The organism is Streptomyces sp. SID5464 (genome assembly GCF_009862985.1).
Taxonomy (GTDB): domain Bacteria; phylum Actinomycetota; class Actinomycetes; order Streptomycetales; family Streptomycetaceae; genus Streptomyces; species Streptomyces chartreusis_D.
In genome coordinates, this window is sequence record NZ_WWIQ01000074.1 from 21,044 (window position 1) to 40,314 (window position 19,271).

A 19,271-nucleotide genomic window follows, 5' to 3' on the forward strand; every position below is an offset into this window, starting at 1 on the left:
TCGTTCTCTCGAAAGGACTTACTTCCCGGCGTCGGCCGCCTTCACCAGCGCGTCCTTGGTGACCATGCCCACGTAGACCTTGCCGTCGTCCGTGATCAGGGCGTTGACCAGGCGGGTGGAGAAGACCGTGCCGGAGCCGAACTTGCCGGCGACCTTGTCGCCGAGCGAGTTCACGAAGCCGCCGAGGTCGCCGCCGGCCTTGCCGGAGGGCACGCCGTGGCCGCCGGTGTCGAAGGTGGCTATGGAGCTCCAGCCCTCGCCGATGGTCTTCATGCCGTCGAGGCCCTTGCCGAGGTGCTCCTCGGCCCTGGGGGCGTGCTCGCGCGGCCCGCCCTTCTCGAAGCCCTTGCCGAAGTCCTTGTCGGAGCCCTTGCCGGCGTCCTTCTCCTCGGTGACCTTCGCGCCCTTGGGCGGGGTGAAGTCGAAGGTCGACGCGGCCGGCTTGCCGAAGGTGACCTGGGTGAAGCCCGCGTCGACGACGGCGGCGCCGCCGCTCGCCGGGGTCAGCGTGAACTTCAGCGGCATGCCGGTCTTCGCGTCCACGGCCACGGTGACCGCGCCGACCGTCGAGCCGGACTGCTTGGGCTTGATGACCAGCTTGTAGGCGTCCCGGCCGGCGACCTGGGCGGTGCCGTCCACGCTCACGGAGGTCGTGTCGTCGGTGGCCTTCAGGGCCTCCTCGGCGAAGTCCTTGGGCGTGGCCGGCGGCTGCTGGTCCTTCCCGCGCTCCGGGCTGTCGGAGGCGGTGCCGTGGTAGACCTCGTTCGACTTGCTGTCGTAGCCCCAGACGTCCTTGCCGTTGTGGATGATGCTGTACTCGGCGGCGTTCTCCAGCAGCGACAGCTTCTGCTTGTCCGGGCCGTCGGCCGCGACACGCAGGGTGTGCGTGCCGGAGGCCAGTTCCGTGAGCTTGGCCGTCGGATCGGCGGAGGAGCCGCCCCGGTCCCGGCTCGCGGCACCGGACATCAGGCTGCTCTCCAGCCCGCCGAGGTCCGGCAGGCCGAGGTCCGTGCTGATCTTCACGGTGCCGGACAGCTGCTGGACGTCCGACTTGGCGATCTTCTCGATGAGCTGCTGTGCGGTGATCTTCGGGAGGTCGGGGTCACCGGAGTCGGCGAGTGCGGGGACCAGCCCGATCGTCGCGGCCGCCACCCCCACCACCGTGACCGGGACGACGTACCGCGCGGCCTTGCGCCGCCCGGAGCGCTGCTCGTCGACCTCCCCGGCGGTCGTGCTGTCGTCGGATGCGTACGGTGCCATGTGTGCCCTACCTCCGTGATCGGCGGCGGCTGTCCGTGTCGTACACGCACTCGTCCCTGAGCCGCCATTCTCACCCGAACTGGTGAGGAGTGGTGTTTTCCGTGGTGACCATCTGACCAAATCGGCCAGGGAAATACGTCAGACCCCGGGCTCAACTCCACGTACTGCTGCGGTATGACACGAGAGCGCGGCTTCTCCCCCGACCCGTAGGGGTCGTACGGGAAGGACCGGCTAACCGGCCCGGTGCACCACCGCGTCGGACAGCTCCACCAGCGCCGTCTTCGCGGCGCACTCGGGCAGCGGGGCCAGCGCCGAGCGGGCGTCCTGGGCGTAGCGGACGGTGTCCCGCCGGGCCTGTTCCAGCGCGGGGTGGGCCCGCAGCAGGCGCAGGGCCTCGGCGTGCCGGTCGTCGTCGGTGAGGTCGGAGTCCAGCAGCTCGCACAGGGCGATGTCGTCCGCGAGCCCGAGCCGGGCCGCGCGCTCGCGCAGCCGCAGCACCGGCAGCGTGGGGATGCCCTCGCGCAGGTCGGTGCCGGGCGTCTTGCCGGACTCGTGGGAGTCGGAGGCGATGTCCAGGACGTCGTCCGCGAGCTGGAAGGCGACGCCGAGCCGCTCGCCGTACTGGGTCAGCACGTCCACGACCGTGTCGTCGGCGCCGGACATCATCGCGCCGAACCGGCACGACACCGCCACCAGCGAGCCGGTCTTGCCGCCCAGCACGTCCAGGTAGTGCTCGACCGGGTCGCGGCCGTCCTGCGGTCCGGCCGTCTCCAGGATCTGCCCGGTCACCAGCCGCTCGAACGCCTCGGCCTGCACCCGCACCGCCTCCGGGCCGAGGTCGGCCAGGATGTGCGAGGCGCGGGCGAAGAGGAAGTCGCCGGTGAGGACCGCGACGGAGTTGCCCCAGCGGGCGTTCGCACTCGCCACCCCGCGCCGCACGGCGGCCTCGTCCATCACGTCGTCGTGGTACAGCGTGGCGAGGTGGGTCAGCTCCACGACGACGGCCGACGGCACGATCCCGGGCGCGTACCGGTCGCCGAACTGGGCGGAGAGCATCACGAGCAGCGGACGGAACCGCTTGCCGCCGGCCCGGACCAGGTGCTGGGCGGCCTCCGTGATGAAGGGCACCTCACTCTTGGTGGCCTCGAGCAAGCCTTCCTCGACAGCCGCCAACCCGGCCTGGACATCGGCTTCCAGAGCCTGGTCCCGCACGCTCAGCCCGAACGGCCCGACGTCGGTCACGAGGGGTCTCCTGTCTGCTGGTGTCTGCCGGTGATTACGCGGTTTGTCGATAGGTCGCTGCCATCACTCGAGTCAGCGTATCCGGTCACGTTTCGATCACCACCAGCGCCCAGGGTTACAGGCCGGGTGGTATCCGATCACGACCGCTATGTTTTCGATCAGCTCATAAGAGCAGACATTTATCGACTTACCGGGAGGTAGCGAACTATGCACGATTTGCCGTAATGAGTAAGCGAATTCCCCTTGATGGAAATTGCCCCACGGACTCGTGATCAGTGAGTTCAATCACGTCTTCCCCCGCGACACCCCACTCCGACAGCGCCCCGTACCCCCTTCCGGTGAACGCGAGTTGAGCCTTGGCTTCCGCAAAGGATCAAGTACCTCATTCCCCCCTGACCAAGGTCAACCACCTCGATATGTGACTCCGGCGCTTGTTCCCGACATGTGCTCTCGCATACGTTCCGGGCCTGTCCGGCGGACGCCGAATCCTGCCGCCGCCCGGACTCCCCACAACCGACTCACTCACGCAGGGCAGGAGCGGGGGACCCAGGTAAGTCGCCGGTCCGCGCAGCGGAACGGCTCGGGGTGAAGCCGCGTACGGCACACAGCGCCGTAGGCGGCCGGGCACCTCCCGGCCCGAACCCGACAGCTCACCTCGCAGGCGCCGGAGAGGAACATCGCCATGCCCCGAGGCAAGCACCGTCGCCCCAGAACCAGCCAGATCACCCGTCGCGTCGTGGCCGCCGGCACCGGCGGAGCGGCACTCACCCTCCCGCTGCTCGGCGCGACGCACGCCAGCGCCGCCGAGCCGGCCCAGAGCGCAGAGTCCGTGTCGCAGGCGGCCCAGCCCGCCAAGTCCCTCACGTACACCGTCACCAAGGGCGACACGCTCTACCGCATAGCGGAAAAATACGACGTGTCGGGCGGCTGGAAGCAGCTCTACAAGGACAACCGCGCCGCCGTCGGCGACAACCCGAAGCTGATCCACCCGGGTCTGAAGCTGAAGGTGAAGACGGCCAAGGCGGACGCCGTGAAGAAGACGGCGACCAAGGCCTCCGCCCCCGCCAAGCCGGCCGCGAAGCCCGCCGGTGGCGTCGCCCAGGCCACCCAGGCCTCGGCGAAGACCTACGCCAACAACCTGGACGGCTGGATCCGCGAGGCGCTGGACATCATGGCGCAGAAGGGGATTCCGGGTTCGTACGACGGCATCTACCGCAACGTCATGCGGGAGTCGTCCGGCAACCCCCTGGCGATCAACAACTGGGACTCGAACGCCGCCGCCGGCACCCCGTCCAAGGGTCTCCTCCAGACCATCGACCCGACCTTCCAGGCCTACCACGTGGACGGCACGTCGTGGGACCCGTTCGACCCGGTCGCCAACATCACGGCGGCCTGCAACTACGCGGCGGCCCGCTACGGCTCGATCGACAACGTCAACGGCCCGTACTGAGCCGTCCCGCCCAGCAGTCGTTCGAGGACGACGGCGATGCCGTCGTCCTCGTTCGACAGGGTGATCTCGTCGGCCACGGCCTTGAGTTCGGGATGGGCGTTGGCCATGGCGACGCCGTGGGCGGCCCAGTCGAACATCGGGATGTCGTTGGGCATGTCCCCGAAGGCGACGGTGTCCGCCGGCCGCAGCCCCAGGTGCTCGGCGGCCAGCGCCAGGCCCGTCGCCTTGGTGATCCCGCACGGCTGGAGTTCGACCGTGCCGGGCCCCGACATGGTCACCGTCGCCAGTGAACCGACCACCGACCGGGCCGTCGCCGCCAACTCGTCGTCCGTCAGGTAGGGGTGGCGCAGCAGCACCTTGCTGATGGGCTCGCCCCACAGCTCGTCGCGCCGGTCGACCCGTACCGCCGGCAGGGTCGGGTGCGGCATGAGATAGCCCGGCTCGATGAGCGTGAGCCCGTCGACCCCGTCCTGGTCGACCGCGGCGTACACCTGCCCCACCTCGGCCTCGATCTTGCCGAGGGCGGTCTCCGCCAGCTCCCGGTCCAGGGTGATGGACCACAGCAGCCGGTCCGCGCCGGCGTCGTACACCTGCGCGCCCTGCCCGCACACCGCGAGCCCCGTGCAGCCGAGGTCGTCCAGGAGCGGCCGCACTCTCGGCGCCGGCCGGCCCGTCACCACGAGGTGCTGGGCACCGGCGTCCGCCACCCGCGCGAGCGCGGCGAGGGACCGGTCGGACAGGGTGTCGTCGCCGCGCAGCAGCGTCCCGTCCAGGTCGGTGGCGATGAGTGAATATGCGATGGGTGCGGCCATGATCAGAGAATACGGACAGCGCGCCCTTTCGTTTCATCGCGCGGCGGGCGCCGATTGCCCGGTTGAAGGCCTCTGCACCAGTTGGCAACAACATGGTCCGCTACCTACCGTCGAGGCCGTCTCGGGCGGTACCTTCCAAGTGTCCAGGGGGGACTTGATCGGGGGGTCGGGTTGAGCAGTGGACGTGTGCGTGTGGCTGGGCCCGGGGAACTCGGCGAGGGGGAGAAGGAGCGTTGGCGCGCGCTGCGCGCGGCGGCGGAGACACCGCGCAACCCCTTCATGGAACCGGAGTTCACCGAAGCCGTCGGCCTGGTGAGGCCCCAGGCGCGGGTCGCGGTGGTGTACGAGGGGCTGGAGCCGGCCGGCTTCCTGCCCCATGAGCGGGGCCCGTTGGGGCAGGGCCGGGCGATCGGGCTGGGCGTCTCGGACGCGCAGGGCGCGATCCTGCGGCCCGGCCTGCGTCTGGACACGGGCGAACTGCTGCGGGGCTGCTCGCTGTCCAGCTTCGCCTTCGACAACCTGGAGGCCGAGCAGCGGCTGTTCGTCCGGTACGCGGCCGAGGAGCACGCCACCTACGTCATCGACGTGGAGAAGGGCTACGAGACGTACGAGTCGGTGCTGCGCGCCCAGTCGCCGAAGTTCCTGAAGACCACCCTGGCCAAGGAGCGCAGGCTGGGCCGGCAGGTCGGCGAGCTGCGGTTCGTGTTCGACGAGCGCGAGCCGGCCGCGCTGCGCACGCTCATGGGATGGAAGTCGGCGCAGTACCGCAGGACGGGCCGCCGGGACCGGTTCGCCCAGGAGTGGATCACACGGCTCGTGGGGCGGCTGGCCGAGACCCGGGCGCCGGAGTGCAGCGGCACGCTGTCCGTGCTGTACGCCGGCCAGCGCCCGCTGGCCGCGCACTTCGGGCTGCGCTCGGCGTCGGTCCTGGCCTGCTGGTTCCCGGCCTACGACCCGGAGTGCGCGAAGTACTCGCCGGGTCTGGTGCTGCACCTGCGCATGGCCGAGGCGGCGGCCGCCGAGGGCATCGGCATGCTCGATCTGGGGCGGGGCGCGGCCGAGTACAAGGACGCGTTGAAGACGGGCGAACTGCCCGTGTACGAGGGTGCGGTGACGCGCCCGGGGGTGGGCGCGGCGCTGCACTGGCTGAGCCGCGAGCCGGCGCGCCGCGCACACAGCTTCGTCCGCGCCAGGCCCGGGCTCGCGGCGCTGGCCGCGCGGACCCTGAAGAGCGCGGCTCGGCTGCGCCGTACCTGACACAAGTCGTACCTGACGACAGGGGGGGGGAGGGCGCATGGCCCGTTCGGCACGTGCGCAGGAGGAGATACGGCGGTTCCTGGACATCGAGGCGGTCCAGGTCGCCGAGCTGGACCTGGACGGTGACGAGGCGGTGCTCAGACCGGGCCCGGGGAGCCCGCCGGTGACGTACGGCGAGGTGTTCGCACTGGTCAGGCGGGGCGGGCGGCCGGTGGGGACGCTGCTCGGGCGGGTGCCGGAGGGGGCGGACGCGAAGGCGGTGCTCGCGGCGCGGGCGCGGGCGGAGTGTGCGGACGCGGCGTCGCCGGGCCGGGCGTCGCAGTCCGGGGAGCCGCCGTACACGAGTGTCGTCGTCGCCACCCGGGAGCGTGCCGGGCAGTTGGCCCGGGCACTGGACTCGCTGCTGGCGCAGGACCATCCCCGGTTCGAGGTGGTCGTCGTGGACAACGCCCCGGTGACGAGCGAGACGCGGGAGCTGATCGAGCGGAAGTACGCCGAGCGCGTGCGGTACGTCTGCGAGCCGGTGCCCGGCCTCGCGGTCGCGCACAACACGGGGCTCACGGCCGCGCGGGGCGAGGTCGTCGCGTTCACCGACGACGACGTGGTCGCCGACCCGCGCTGGCTCACCGAGCTGACCGCGCCCTTCGCCGCCGACCCCGGACTCGGGTGCAGCACCGGGCTGATCCTGCCCGCGCGGCTGACCACCCCGGCCCAGGTGCTGCTGGAGAGCCACGGCGGCTTCGCGAAAGGCTTCACTCCAAGGACGTACGACCCGGCGCGTCCGCCGGGCGACGAGCCGCTGTTCCCGTTCACGGCGGGGCGGTTCGGCTCCGGTGCCAACATGGCCTTCCGGACGGCCGTCCTGCGTTCCGTCGGCGGTTTCGACCCGGCCACCGGTGCCGGCACGGCAGCCCGGGGCGGCGACGACCTCTACGGCTTCGTCCGCGTCCTCGCCCAGGGCCACCGGCTGCGCTACACCCCGTCCGCACTGGTGTGGCACCACCACCGGGAGACCTGGCGCGACTTGGAGACCCAGGCCTACGGGTACGGCGCCGGACTCACCGCCTACCTCACCGCGGTGCTCGTGAACCGCCCCGGGCTGCTGCCGGCGTTCCTCGCGAAACTGCCCCGGGGGCTCGCCCACGCCCGCGCGCTGACCGCCGTACGCGACACGGAGGGTGGCGGGGCGCCGGGCGACCACGACACGCGGACGCATCCGTGGCCGCGGCGGCTGTCGCGGTTGCAGCGCCGGGGGATGGTGTACGGGCCTGTCGGATATCTGCGAGCGCGGCGGGCGCTGCGCGCGAGGGTTCAGAGGGTTCAGAGGGTTCAGGGGGCGAGATGAGGACGTCGGCGCGTGCGCGTGGTGAGGGGCGGGGGGACGGCAGAGGCCGGGCGGAGCGGGGTGCGCGGGACGGTGAGGGGCCGATATCGCCACCGGGTGCGGTCGGCTCCCCGGCCATCCCGGTCTTCCTGTACCACTCCGTGATGGACGATCCGCCGGACTGGATCGCCGAGTTCACGGTCACGCCGAAGCAGTTCGCCGCGCATCTCGACGCCGTGGTCCGCAGCGGCCGTACGCCCGTCACGATCAGCGCGATCGCCGACCATCTGGCCGGGCGCGCGACCCTGCCGCCCCGGCCCGTGCTGCTCACCTTCGACGACGGCTTCGCCGATCTGCCCGGCCCCACCGCCGAGGCGCTTGCCGAGCGGGCGCTGCCCGCCACCGCCTATCTCACCACCGGCGCCATCGCCCCGGGCGGCCGCAGTCTGCTGCCGCCCGCGCCGATGATGACCCTGGACCGGGCGGCGGAGCTGGAACGTTACGGCATGGAGATCGGCAGCCACACGGTCACGCACGCGCAGCTCGACACGCTGTCCGGCAAGGACCTGGCGTACGAACTGCGCTCGTCGAAGGCGGTGCTGGAGGACGCCCTCGGGCACGAGGTCCGTCATCTCGCCTATCCGCACGGCTACAACAGCCCGCGCGTGCGGGCGATGTCGGCCCGGGCCGGTTACGAGACGGCGACCGCCGTGCGGCACGCGCTCAGCTCCGACCGCGACGAGCGCTACCGCATCGCCCGGCTCATCGTCCGGCGTACCCACACCGTCGCCGACGTCGAGGGCTGGCTGGCGGGTGCGGGCGCCCGGGTCGCGCCGTACCGGGACGGGCCGAAGACGATCGCCTGGCGTTGGTACCGGCGGGCCCGCGCCGTGGTGCACGGACCCGAGTTCGCGGGCTGAGCGGTCATTTCAGCGGCTGGTTGAAGTACGGGTCGGCGACCGCCTTGCGCAGGCTCTTCCAGGCCGCGTCGTTCGCCAGGGCCAGGTTGCAGTGCGGTCCGGGGTCGCGGTAGTTCCACTGGAGGGCGGCCTTGACGCCGTCCAGGCCCTTCAGCACGCCGGGCACCTGCGCGTACCACTCGGCCTGCCGCTGCGGGCGGGCCGGGTCCGCGGCGGTGCCGAACTCCGAGAGCATCAGCGGCTTGTCGTCGGAGATGTTCGCGCGGATCCAGTCGTGCACGGAGTGCTGGGTCTGCGCGAAGGTGAGCCAGCCGGTGTTGTGGCAGTGGTAGTAGTTGTACTGGTTGTAGCCGATCCAGTCGACGTACTCGTCGCCGGGGTACATCCGCTTCATCTCCTCGGCGTGGTCGAGGTAGCCGGTGGTGATCCACGTCCACACCACGTTGTCGACGCCCAGTTCGCGGAACCGGTCGTGGATGTGCCGGTACGCCTTCACGTACTCGGCGGGGGTGCCGTTGGCCGGGGTGCGGGTGTCCATCTCCAGGTCGAAGGAGAGGAACACCTTCTTGCCGTAGTCCTTGATGCGCCTGGCCTGGACGTCGATGACGGTCTTGTCCAGCTCGCCGGAGGCGATCTGCTTCCAGGTCGGCTGCTGCTCCTTGGTGCCGCCCCACCACTTGCTCTCCCAGGACAGCAGCAGCAGGTGGTCCTCGCCGACGCGCTGCTCCTCGGGGGTGAGCAGCTGGCCTTCGCGGCGGGTGCCCTCGGGCAGGGACATGTCGTGGTACGTGTACACGATGTCGAGTTCACGGCCGACGCGCTTCTCGTAGGCGCGCACCTTCTCCGGCAGGTCGTCCCGCTCGTGCGGCACGAACGCCCCGAACCAGGCGCCGCAGGGCGGTTCCAGGAGCGCCGTGGGGCGGCAGTCCGCCTTGGAGCCGGCGGCTCCCGGGTCCGGCCCGGAGGCGTCCCGGAGGGCGAGCACTCCGACCAGGACCGCGCTGACGACCGTGGCGGACGTCATCAGCAGACGGCGCCGGCTCGATGTGAACGGGCCGGCGGACGGCTGTTCCTCGTGTGGCTGTGGCCTCCTGCGGTGCTGCCCGGTCGGAGTCGGTGTGCGGCGAAAGGGACGGTGGGGACGGTTGAACCTCACTGAGCAGAACCCTTCGGTGTCCTCGGTGTCGTCCTCGGCGGCGGGGAGGCGCGCAGCGGCGGACAGAACGCGGCGAGTGTGGTCAGCAGCGTCAGTGTCAGCAGCACCCGCTGTGCGCTGAAGGCGTGTGCGGCGATCAGCACGGTCGCGACGAGCATCACCGCGCCGATGCTCAGGAACAGCACCAGCATCAGCCGCTCCAGGAGGTCGGAGCGGCGGGCGAAGTCCGGATCCCGGTGCTCGACGGGGCCCTCGGCGGGCCGCGCCCCCAGCGCGGGGGCGCAGATTCTGACCACGGCCGTGCCCGGGCCCGCCGCCAGGAAGAGGGCGACGGCGGCGCCCCGCAGCGGCGATCCGCCGGGCAGCGCGAGGGCGGCGAGCGCGAGCCAGCCGCCGAACGGCGGCAGCATCCGGACCACGAGTTCCTGCGGTGTCATCGCTCCGCTCCCCCGGCCTGCTTCAGTACGTAGAGCCATCCCGCGCTGTTCTCCGCCACGAGCTGGAAGCGTGGTGAGGCGGCGACGGACTTCTGGATGCGGTCCAGCTGCGCCTTGTCGAGCTGTCCGTTCATCTCGGAGTTGGCCGACTGCCCCTGGGTGAGCAGGAAGTAGGCCCGGGCCGGCCGCTCGACCCCGGCCATGTCACCGGCGAGCGTGCCGGCCGGGTTGCGGACGATCCGGTCGACGTGGCTGCGGGCGTCGTCCAGGAACCAGTAGTGGTCGACACGCCAGTAGGAGGCGTACGCGAGCGGGTAGTTGCGGTTGGCCGCCACGACCAGCGAGCCGTCGGGCGCCTGGTCGAACAGCTGCCGTACGAGGGCCACTTCCTGCGGCGGGAAGTAGTTGATCCGGTCCTTGCCCGAGTAGGCCGGGACGAACGCCAGGGTTCCGCCGAGCAGCGCGGCCAGCCCGGCCCAGGTGCCGAGCCCTCGTCTCCGGGCCTTCCCGGGGGCGGCCTGCCGGCTGCCGGCCTCCTTCGCGGCGGCGTCGGCGGCCAGCGTGCGGACCTTGGGCAGCAGCGCGGCGGCGGCGAAGAACGCGGCGCCGGGCAGCATGAACAGCAGCACCCGGAAGATCATCTCGCTGCCGTAGCTGCTCGCCGCGAACATCGGCAGCGGGGCCGCGGCGATCAGCAGCAGGGGCCGGGCCCGGTGCCGCAGCACCCGTTGGCGCAGGACGCCGAAGGCCGCGAGCAGCAGGACGGACGCGGACAGCAGCCGGGCCGCCCAGGAGGTGGCGATCGCTCCGGTGCCGGTCGGCGTGGCGCCGTACCCCGTCTCCACGTTGGCGCCGACGTCACCGACGGAGCGGATCATGTCCGGCATCGCCGCGGACAGGAAGGGCAGCGCGGCCGTCAGACACCAGGCCAGGAAGATCACGACGGTCGTGACCACCGGGACCCAGTCGCGGTAGCGGCGGCTCAGGCACAGCGCGAGCAGGCAGACGACCAGCATGCCCGGCGTGAGCTGGTGGGAGATGACGATCGCCACGACCATGACGACGAGCACCACCGTCCACACGGCCTGCCGGGGCCGCCCGCCCCGCACCGCGGACCGGCCGAAGCGGCGCAGGACCAGGGCCAGGACGCCGACATGCAGCGCGTACGCCACGGACTGGGGGGAGAAGTAGTCCTGGCCGACCCAGTTGGCGACGTAGAAGAGCCAGACCGCGGTCCAGATCAGCCGCCGGTCCTCGGTGAAGGTGCGGTAGATCAGCAGCAGCGGGAGCAGCAGCATCAGGCTGGAGACCAGGGGCCACCAGGCCATGAACATCGCCGCCGAGTCCACGCCCAGCAGCCGCATCAGGGCGGCCTGCGCGGCGAAGAAGCCGGGCCACTGGTCGTACACCGCCATGTCGCCGACCTGGTCGGCTGTCTGCAGACCGCCGGCCGTCAGCAGATGGTCGATGACCGCCTCGTGCTTCCACGCCCAGGCGTACAGCGGGGTCGGGTAGAGCACGGCCTGCGTGGCCCGCTCCATCACCAGCAGCCCGAGGACGTAGGCCGCGGCCCAGGCGCCCGGCCGGCGCGGATCGCGCACCGTGAACCAGAAGCCGGTGGTGAGCACCACGAGGCCGGCCCAGAAGGCCGGGTGCAGCGCGGTGACCAGCCCGTAGTCGTCGAGCCGCGAGACGTCGGTGTGCCGCACGGCGTACGCCCACAGGGCGAGCGCGACGAACAGCGGAACGCCGGGCCAGGCCACCGCGCGCCGCCCGGACCAGGCGGGGGGCAGGTCGGACAGATCCGTCACGGGCTCATGGGCGGGGCTCGACGACTCCGAGGAGGAGGGGCTGGAGGACTGGCTGGAGGTCTCGGGGCTGCTGCCGGGGGTGTTCGCGCCGTCCCGTGCCGGTGTGGGTTCTGGCGTGGATCTCTCCCTCGGAGTTACTGGCGGACGCACGGTGGTTCCCCCCTGGCGGTTCGGCTCTGTTCGGCTCTGGAGCTTGATCAGGCGCTGGGTCGGCCGTTCGGACTTCTGCGGGGCCCTGGCCCCATGGCCGACGCGGCACGGCGGCAGAGCGGCAGGAGCAGGACGAGTACGACAAGTACGGCGAGCAGGGGCGGCGCGACCGGTGCGAGCGCCTCACGCCACACCCAGCCGCCGACCGCGACGAGATACAGAACCCCCCAGCGCCCCGGCCACGTCAGCCGCCCGCCCGCGCTCGCGAGCAGCAGCCACAGCGGTACGAGACACAGCAGCTGGCAGACCGGCGGCGCCCAGCGGAGCAGCGGCTCGGGCCCGTCGAGCCCGACCGCGTCCGCGAGGAAGCCGGCCGTCTTCACATACAACGCCCCGTCCGCCGGCCGCGGTTCCCGCCCGAGGGCGACCGGTGCGGCGTACAGGGCGAGCAGGGCGGCGTAGAGCGCCGTGCCGGGCAGCCACGGGTCGCGCCTGGTGCACAGCGTGACGGCGGCGACGAACACCACGAGCAGCAGACCTCCCGCGGTGAGCGACGGCAGCGGCAGGCCCTCCAGCAGCTGACGTCCCGTCAGTGCCGCTTCGGTGGCGCCGTCGAGCCAGGGCAGGTCGCGCAACGGCGCCCAGAAGAAGACGGTGGCAACACCGAGCAGGCTCCAGAGGGCGCCTCTCAGCCGCCGCTCCTGCGGATCCTGGTCCGGTTCCGCCGGTTTTGCGACCTCGTGGCGCGGTGGCTCACCGGCCGGCCCTTCCGGCCGCACGATCAGCGCCAGCGTGTCCGCCTGGAGCGCCTCACGTTCGTATCCTGGGCGCCCTATGAAGAGCGTGACCGTGTCCTCGTCGCCGTCCTTGGGCTGGTACGCCGCCCGGCGGGCCCAGGTCGTGCCGTACCCGGCGGTGGCGTTCAGCTTCGCCCAGCGGGTGCCGTAGGAGGGGTCGGCGGGCGTACGGGCCGCGGGCGCGCTGTCGTTGTGCCGCAGTGCCGCTCGCAGCCCGGCCGTGGAGACGACCGCGATCAGCGTCATGCTCAGCAGCACCGCCCAGCCGGCGCCCGCGATCCCGGCCGGGGTGAACAGCACGGCCGCGCTGCCGAGCACCAGGGCGCACATGGCGCCTTGGAGCGCGGCGAGCACCCCTGTACGCCCCTGCACGCGCAGTACGCCGATGTACAGCTCCACCACCACCCGGGGCAGCGCGCCGAGGGCGAGCAGCCGCAGCACGGTCGAGCCGTGCTCGGCGTAGTCCGGGCTGAAGGGCGTGAGGATGTACGGGGCGAAGAGGACCAGCACGGCCACGACCGGGACCAGCAGCAGCGTCATGCGCCGCAGCGCGCCCCGGACGCCGTCGGCGAGCTGTCGGGGGTCGTGGGAGGCGTGCGCGGTGAGGGACGAGGCCATGTTGATGGCCATGAACTCCATCGTGCCGCCGACGGTGTACGCCACGTAGAAGTAGCCGTTCTCGGCGGCGCTGAAGCGGACCGCGACCATCACCGGCAGCAGGTTGATCATCGCCAGGCTGAACAGCGCGCCCAGCGAGTCCCCGGCCAGGAAGCGGCCCATGTCGCGGAGTTTCGGGGGCTCTTTGTCGCGGTCGAGTTCGGCCTGGCGCGGGATGAGCCGGCGGAAGATCAGCCAGCCCAGCGGCAGCGTGGAGAAGGCGATCGCCACCGCCCAGGAGACGAAGATGCCGAGGACGGGCAGCGCGCCGGCGAAGACGGCCAGCAGGGCGAGTTTCCCGACCGAGAACACCGCGTTCCCGGCCGGCACCCACTCCGCCTTGCGCAGGCCGGTGAGCACTCCGTCCTGGAGCGTGAGCAGCGCCCAGGCCACGCACGCCGCGACGAACACCGCTCCCGCCATGGGCGTGCCCAGTGGGGCGTACGACGCTCCCCACGCGTCGAGCGTGAGCAGGAAGACGGCGGCGGCGAGCGCCACGACCAGCGAACTGGCCGCGTACGTGCCCCACACCAGGCGTCCGGTCTCGCGACCCGCGCGCGGGACGAACCGGACGACGGCGCCGATCATCGTCGTCGCCGTGATGCTGGCGAGCAGCCGCATCGCGGCGATGGCGGCGGAGCCCTGGCCGACGGCCTCCTCGGAGTAGTAACGGGCGGCCACCAGCCAGAACCCCAGGCCCAGTACGGCGGACACGCCGGTGCTGAGCATGAGGAAGTAGGCGTTCTTGAACAGTGAGTCGTGCGTGTGCTCGTCGACGGCAGTTTTCGGTCCGCCGCCGTCGGCGCGCGCGGTGGCGGGCTCGTGCACCTGGATCTCAGCCACGGGACTGACCCAGCCCTCCCGGCGCCGGCCCGCCGCGGGGCGGTTCTCCCGGTGCCTCGGCCGGCCGTGCCCCGGACCGCTCCAGCACCTCGACGACCGTCCGGGCCCGCAGCGGGTCAACGGGCAGTGCGTGCCGCGCGAACCAGCGGGCCGCCTCGGGGGCCGGTGAGAGGTCGGTGAACTGCTCCCCGGCGTAGTCGTCCAGGGGCGGGTCGTAGAGGTAGCCGACGACGATGCCCTGCCGCGCCAGCGCAGCGATCGCCGCGTCCCGGTCCGCCACGAACAGCGGGACGCGGAACAACGGCTGGGTGCCGTGCGCGTCACGCCGCTTGGCCCAGGGCGTGGACAGCAGCAGCTCCGTGCCCGCCCGGCAGGCCTCCAGCACCTCGTCCAGCCGGTCGAGCTTGCGCCCGACGCGCCGCAGCCGCAGCCGGCCGGACTCCTGGCGGTAGTCGTGCATGTCGACGCGTACCCACGGGTGGTGGGCGTCGAGCCCGGGCGCCCGGTGGGCGGCCCGCGCGAGTTCGTCCGGGCGCAGCGGCATCCGGATCTCCTCGCGGTCCGCCAGCCCCAGCAGCCGGATCGCGGCCCAGGCGGCGCGCCGCAGCCGCAGCCCGCGCACCGCAGCCTCCGCGTACGGCCGGACCAGGTAGGCGAGTTCGGCGCTCGTCCGGCGCGGCGCGAGCAGTCCCGCGCAGGTCTTCTCCACCGCCTCCCGTAACCCCGGATCGGCGAGCGAGAGCACGCCTCCGGCCTTCGCCCCGACGTGCTTGGACAGGCTGAAAGCGGAGGCCTCGCCCCACGCCCCGACCGGCCGGTCCCCCACCCGGCTGCCGATGGCGTGCGCCGCGTCCTCGAACAGCGGGATCCCCAGGGCGTCGCACTTCTGCCTGAGGCCCGGTGCCGGGTCCGGGTTCCCGTACAGGTTCGTCGTGAGCACGGCCGACACCGATCTCCACGTCTCGTCCGGCACGGCATCGATGTCGATGGACGCGTCGAGCGGGTTCAACGGCGCCTGCACCGGGCGAAGTCCGGCCGCGAGCACGACGAAGAAGATGACGTCGTCGTTGACCGGCGACATCAGCACCCGCCCGCCGGGCGGGCACCAGTGGCGCAGTGCCACGTACAGCCCGAAACGGCACGACGGTACGTACACGCATTCCCGGCCGAGCCGCACGCGCATGGTCTCTTCCAGCCGCTTCGGCTGCACGCCATGCCGCACCGAGCCCGGACCGGCCTCCCCAATGGCCATCCGCCCCCCTGGTGTGCCATCGGAACGCCCCCTCCCCGAGGCCTTCCGGCACCCGCCCAGAGTCGCCCCGTTCGCACCGCTCCGTCAAGATTGCGTCGCGTCCTGTGGATAACTTCCGGCACGCACGAATGTGACGTACCGTCCGCAGCGCCGGAGTCGCCCCGTCCGGCCCCACCCGGGCCCACCTGCCCCGTTCGCCCGTGTTCGCCTCCTCGGACACTGCCCAGGACCGGTCTGCCACCCGTAACGTGTGGCACGACCACGAACACGTGGCGACGACACGGCACACCCGAAAGCGAGGCAGCACCCGATGCCCCCCTTCGATGTCCCCGAGGGCGACCCCTTCGGCCCGCACAACCTGCCGTACGGCGTGTTCTCCCTCCCCGGCTCCTCCCACCGGACCGTGGGCGTCCGGCTCGGCGACCACGTGCTGGACGCCGGCGCGGCGGCCCACGCGCTCGGCTCCCCGTACGCCTCCCTGCTCGCCCGGCCGACCCTCAACCCGCTGCTGGCCGCGGGCCGCACGGCCTGGTCGGACGTCCGCCGGGCGCTGACGGCGTGGGTGACCGTGCCGTCCCACCGCGAGACCGTCGCACCGATGTTCCACCCCCTGTCCTCGGTGACCCTGCACCTCCCCTTCGAGGTCGCGGACTACGTCGACTTCTACGCGTCCGAGAACCACGCCCGGAACGTCGGCCGGATCTTCCGCCCCGACGCCGAGGACTCCCTGACCCCCAACTGGAAGCACCTGCCGATCGGCTACCACGGCCGCTCCGGCACGGTCGTCGTCTCGGGCACGGACGTCGTACGCCCCGCCGGCCAGCGCAAGGCGCCCGCGGACCCGGCTCCCGTCTTCGGCCCGTCCGTGCGCCTGGACATCGAGGCGGAGGTCGGCTTCGTGGTCGGCGTGCCGTCCCGGATGGGCGGGCCGGTGTCCCTCGACGGCTTCCGCGAGCACGTCTTCGGCCTCTGCCTCCTCAACGACTGGTCCGCGCGCGACATCCAGGCCTGGGAGTACGTCCCGCTCGGCCCGTTCCTCGGCAAGTCCTTCGCCACGTCGGTGTCGGCGTGGATCACCCCGCTGGACGCCCTGGAGGACGCCCGGGTGACCCCGCCGGCCCGGACGCACGAGCTGCTGCCCTATCTGGACGACAGCGACGAGGAACCCGGCGGCTACGACCTGCGGATCACCGTCGCCGTGAACGGCCACGTCGTCTCCGAGCCGCCCTTCTCCACCATGTACTGGACGGCCGCCCAGCAGCTCGCCCACATGACCGTCAACGGCGCCTCCCTGCGCACCGGCGACCTGTACGGCTCGGGCACGGTCAGCGGCCCGGCGGACCGCGAGCGCGGCTCCCTCCTCGAACTGACCTGGAACGGCCGCGATCCGCTCGAACTCCCCGACGGCAAGCGGACGTTCCTGGAGGACGGCGACGTGGTGACGCTGTCGGCCTGGGCCCCGGGACCGGACGGTGTGCGGGTGGGGCTGGGCGAGGTGACGGGGCGGGTGGTGCCGGCCTGACGGCGCTCCACGGCTCAGATCTGGCCGACAGTCGCCTCTCCCCGTTCCTCTGATGCCGATCGACCCCTGACTCACACCGCCCGGCACCGTCATACTGGGCTCGGGCGGTGTGCCCGCACGCGCACACGGCACGTTCGGCGCACTCGTCGGTGTGTACGTCAACCACGTCACGGGTGCGCACAGCAGCCGCCCTCCCCCGCACGACCTGTAGCCGCCCTTCTTCCGACCAGGAACCGGAGCCCGTGGCAATGACCGTCTGCCTGCTCCTGCTGAGCGTTGTCGCCGTGACGGCCGCCGTACCCGTTCCCCGTGCGCTGACCCGGGCCGACTGGCCCGAGCGGGAACCGGTGGTCGGGCTGTGGGTGTGGCAGTGCCTGGTCGCCACCGTCCTGCTGTGCTGTGTGACGGCACTCGCCCTGGGCGCCGCCGCGGTGTTCGGCACGGTCCGCGCCCAGCTCTTCGCCCCGGCTCCGCCCGCGGTGACGGCGGCGTACGACCTGTCGACCGCCCCGCCGTGGGCCGCCGCCCTCACCCTGCTGCTGGCCTGCGGTGCCGCCTGGACGACCGCGATGCTGGCGCGGGAACTCGTCGAGGCGCGCCGGCGCCGCGCGCAGGCCCGCGCCCACCTCCGCGAACGCGCCCCCGACCTGCCCGCCGGACTGCCCGCCGCCCGCGGCCCCCTCCTGGTCCTGGAGGACGAATACCCCGACGCCTGGTGGATGCCCGGCAACCCGCCCCAGCTGATCGTCACCACGGGCGCCCTGCACCGCCTCACGGGCCACCAGCTCGACGCCGTCCTCACCCACGAGCGCGGCCACGCCCGCGCCCGCCACGACTGGCTGCTGCATCTGTCCACGGCCCTGGCCACGGGCTTTCCCCGCATCCCGCTGTTCGCCCACTTCTGCGACCAGACGCACCGCCTGGTGGAACTGGCCGCCGACGACACGGCCTCCCGCCGCTGCGGCCACCTGACCACGGCCCTGGCGCTGATCGAGCTCAACCAGCACCGCGGCGTCCTGTCCTGCGCCTCCAGCCACCGCCTGCTGGGCGAGCGGGTCGACCGGCTCCTGGAGCCGCCGCCCCGGCTGGGCCGCCGGCACCGGGCCCTGACGACGACCACGGCCGCGCTGGTACCGCTGCTGCCCCTGCTGATCGTGTTCGCGCCGGGTCTGACTGCCCTGTCGTAGCCGTACCGGAGCGGCGGCCGGTGGCGGATCCTTTGGCCTGCACGCCGAAAGTCCAGCTCAGCAGCCCACCCGGTCACCCTCCCGATGGCGCAACATTCCCGCAACACCACTTTTCCTATCGGATAGGTATGGTCCGAGCCATGCCCAGCGACCGCATCCGAGACCACGCCGGCCAGGGAGCCGCGACCACCGTCGCCGCCCACCGCGCGCGGCGCCGGCTGCGCGCCGACCGGGCCCGGCAACTGGCCGACCTGCTCCGCCGGCAACTGCTCACGGGCGCCTTCCCCGACGGCACGCTCCCCCACGAGTCGGCCCTCGCCACCGAGTACGGCACCAGCCGCAACACCGTCCGCGAGGCGCTCGACCTGCTGCGGGCCGAGGGCCTCGTGGCACGCCAGCCCGGCGTCGGCACCGTGGTCGTGGCCCACAAGTACCCCCACGGCCTCGACCGCCTGATGGGCCTCGCGGAAACCCTCCGCGAACACGGCCGGGTCACCAACGAGGTCCGCACCATGGGCCCCGCCCCGGCGCCCGCGCCCGTCGCCGGACGGCTCCAGCTCGCGCCCGGCACCGACGTCCTCTACATCGAACGCCTGCGCCGCCTCAACGGTCTCCCCCTGTCTCTCGACCTCACCTACATCCCTCTCGACATCGGCACCGAACTGCTCGGCGCCGACCTGGAGAACACCGACGTCTTCCGCCTCCTGGAAGCCGTCACCGGCCGGCGCCTCGGCCACGCCGAGATCACCCTGGAAGCGGTCAGCGCGGACACCCACTCGGCCGCCGTCCTCGAGGCCCCGCGCGGCGCCGCCGTCCTCATGCTGGAACGCCTCACCCACCTCGCGGACGGCCGCCCGGTCGACCTGGAGTTCATCCGCTTCCGCGGCGACCGCATCACCATGAGCGGCCTGCTGCACCGCTCCCAGTAGCCCACCCGCTCGCGCACTCTCCTGGAGACATCCATGCCCTTGGCGCCCCAGCGGGCCGACGTGCCCGTGACCATCGACGAGTCGAAGTGCATCGACGGCTGCACGCTCTGCGTGGACATGTGCCCGCTGGACTCCCTCGCCATCGACGAGCGCAACGGCAAGGCCTACATGCATGTCGACGAGTGCTGGTACTGCGGCCCGTGCGCGGCCCGCTGCCCCACCGGAGCCGTCACGGTCAACATGCCCTATCTGCTCCGGTGAGAGG

The 19,271-nt window shown here is 72.2% G+C and carries 16 protein-coding genes and 1 riboswitch; of the genes, 8 read left to right on the plus strand and 8 right to left on the minus strand.

Annotated elements, in window-relative coordinates; genetic code table 11:
- Positions 1 to 18 precede the first annotated feature (18 nt).
- Together GTY47_RS35845 and GTY47_RS35850 are read right to left on the minus strand one after the other, a co-directional pair.
- Positions 19 to 1,260, minus strand: a complete 1,242-nt coding sequence (locus GTY47_RS35845) for an outer membrane lipoprotein carrier protein LolA (RefSeq protein WP_010041478.1) — start codon at positions 1,258 to 1,260, stop codon at positions 19 to 21.
- Between the two features lie 231 nt (positions 1,261 to 1,491).
- A complete protein-coding gene (locus GTY47_RS35850) occupies positions 1,492 to 2,502 on the minus strand; it encodes a polyprenyl synthetase family protein (RefSeq protein ID WP_010041481.1) in 1,011 nt (336 codons plus the stop codon).
- A gap of 502 nt (positions 2,503 to 3,004) precedes the next feature.
- Positions 3,005 to 3,179: riboswitch (cyclic di-AMP (ydaO/yuaA leader) on the plus strand.
- Between the two features lie 5 nt (positions 3,180 to 3,184).
- Between GTY47_RS35850 and GTY47_RS35855 the strand changes: the two genes are divergently transcribed.
- On the plus strand, positions 3,185 to 3,952 hold the full coding sequence (locus GTY47_RS35855) for a LysM peptidoglycan-binding domain-containing protein (protein WP_010041483.1): 768 nt from the start codon (positions 3,185 to 3,187) through the stop codon (positions 3,950 to 3,952).
- Here GTY47_RS35855 and GTY47_RS35860 read toward each other — a convergent pair.
- Complete coding sequence (locus tag GTY47_RS35860) at positions 3,916 to 4,764, minus strand: Cof-type HAD-IIB family hydrolase (RefSeq protein ID WP_010041490.1); 849 nt, start codon at positions 4,762 to 4,764, stop codon at positions 3,916 to 3,918. The genes GTY47_RS35855 and GTY47_RS35860 overlap by 37 nt on opposite strands.
- 186 nt (positions 4,765 to 4,950) lie before the next feature.
- Between GTY47_RS35860 and GTY47_RS35865 the strand changes: the two genes are divergently transcribed.
- The 3 genes from GTY47_RS35865 to GTY47_RS35875 all read left to right on the plus strand — a co-directional run bounded on the left by GTY47_RS35865 (position 4,951) and on the right by GTY47_RS35875 (position 8,265).
- Positions 4,951 to 6,021, plus strand: coding sequence for a GNAT family N-acetyltransferase (locus GTY47_RS35865; protein WP_029181278.1), 1,071 nt, complete (start codon positions 4,951 to 4,953; stop codon positions 6,019 to 6,021).
- Between the two features lie 37 nt (positions 6,022 to 6,058).
- A complete protein-coding gene (locus tag GTY47_RS35870; protein ID WP_010041493.1) occupies positions 6,059 to 7,366 on the plus strand; it encodes a glycosyltransferase in 1,308 nt (435 codons plus the stop codon).
- Between the two features lie 143 nt (positions 7,367 to 7,509).
- Complete coding sequence (locus tag GTY47_RS35875) at positions 7,510 to 8,265, plus strand: polysaccharide deacetylase family protein (protein ID WP_010041495.1); 756 nt, start codon at positions 7,510 to 7,512, stop codon at positions 8,263 to 8,265.
- Between the two features lie 4 nt (positions 8,266 to 8,269).
- Here GTY47_RS35875 and GTY47_RS35880 read toward each other — a convergent pair whose 3' ends face one another.
- The 5 genes from GTY47_RS35880 to GTY47_RS35900 form a co-directional block, all read right to left on the minus strand.
- Complete coding sequence (locus GTY47_RS35880) at positions 8,270 to 9,289, minus strand: glycosyl hydrolase (protein WP_010041497.1); 1,020 nt, start codon at positions 9,287 to 9,289, stop codon at positions 8,270 to 8,272.
- Positions 9,290 to 9,417: 128 nt separating this feature from the next.
- The gene (locus GTY47_RS35885) at positions 9,418 to 9,858 is read right to left on the minus strand and encodes a hypothetical protein (RefSeq protein ID WP_010041499.1); all 441 of its coding nucleotides are present in this window, start codon (positions 9,856 to 9,858) and stop codon (positions 9,418 to 9,420) included.
- Entirely contained in the window at positions 9,855 to 11,669 is a 1,815-nt protein-coding gene (locus tag GTY47_RS35890; RefSeq protein ID WP_010041501.1) for a hypothetical protein, read from the minus strand. Before GTY47_RS35890 ends, GTY47_RS35885 begins: the two co-directional genes overlap by 4 nt.
- Before the next feature lie 197 nt (positions 11,670 to 11,866).
- Positions 11,867 to 14,002 (minus strand): lipopolysaccharide biosynthesis protein, encoded by a 2,136-nt coding sequence (locus tag GTY47_RS35895; protein WP_231911240.1) that lies wholly within the window; start codon positions 14,000 to 14,002, stop codon positions 11,867 to 11,869.
- Positions 14,003 to 14,108: 106 nt separating this feature from the next.
- Positions 14,109 to 15,368: a DegT/DnrJ/EryC1/StrS family aminotransferase gene (locus tag GTY47_RS35900; RefSeq protein WP_029181282.1), complete on the minus strand. Its 1,260-nt coding sequence runs from the start codon at positions 15,366 to 15,368 to the stop codon at positions 14,109 to 14,111.
- A 310-nt stretch (positions 15,369 to 15,678) separates the two neighbouring features.
- Between GTY47_RS35900 and fahA the strand changes: the two genes are divergently transcribed.
- The 4 genes from fahA (at position 15,679) to GTY47_RS35920 (ending at position 19,267) form a co-directional block, all read left to right on the plus strand.
- Positions 15,679 to 16,890, plus strand: coding sequence for a fumarylacetoacetase (gene fahA / locus GTY47_RS35905; protein WP_010041504.1), 1,212 nt, complete (start codon positions 15,679 to 15,681; stop codon positions 16,888 to 16,890).
- A 248-nt stretch (positions 16,891 to 17,138) separates the two neighbouring features.
- Positions 17,139 to 18,077 carry a M56 family metallopeptidase gene (locus GTY47_RS35910; RefSeq protein WP_010041505.1) on the plus strand — a complete coding sequence of 313 codons (939 nt, stop codon included), beginning with the start codon at positions 17,139 to 17,141 and terminating at the stop codon, positions 18,075 to 18,077.
- Positions 18,078 to 18,217: 140 nt separating this feature from the next.
- Positions 18,218 to 19,006: a GntR family transcriptional regulator gene (locus tag GTY47_RS35915; RefSeq protein ID WP_010041508.1), complete on the plus strand. Its 789-nt coding sequence runs from the start codon at positions 18,218 to 18,220 to the stop codon at positions 19,004 to 19,006.
- A gap of 33 nt (positions 19,007 to 19,039) precedes the next feature.
- The gene (locus GTY47_RS35920; RefSeq protein WP_003992261.1) at positions 19,040 to 19,267 is read left to right on the plus strand and encodes a ferredoxin family protein; all 228 of its coding nucleotides are present in this window, start codon (positions 19,040 to 19,042) and stop codon (positions 19,265 to 19,267) included.
- Positions 19,268 to 19,271: the final 4 nt, after the last annotated feature.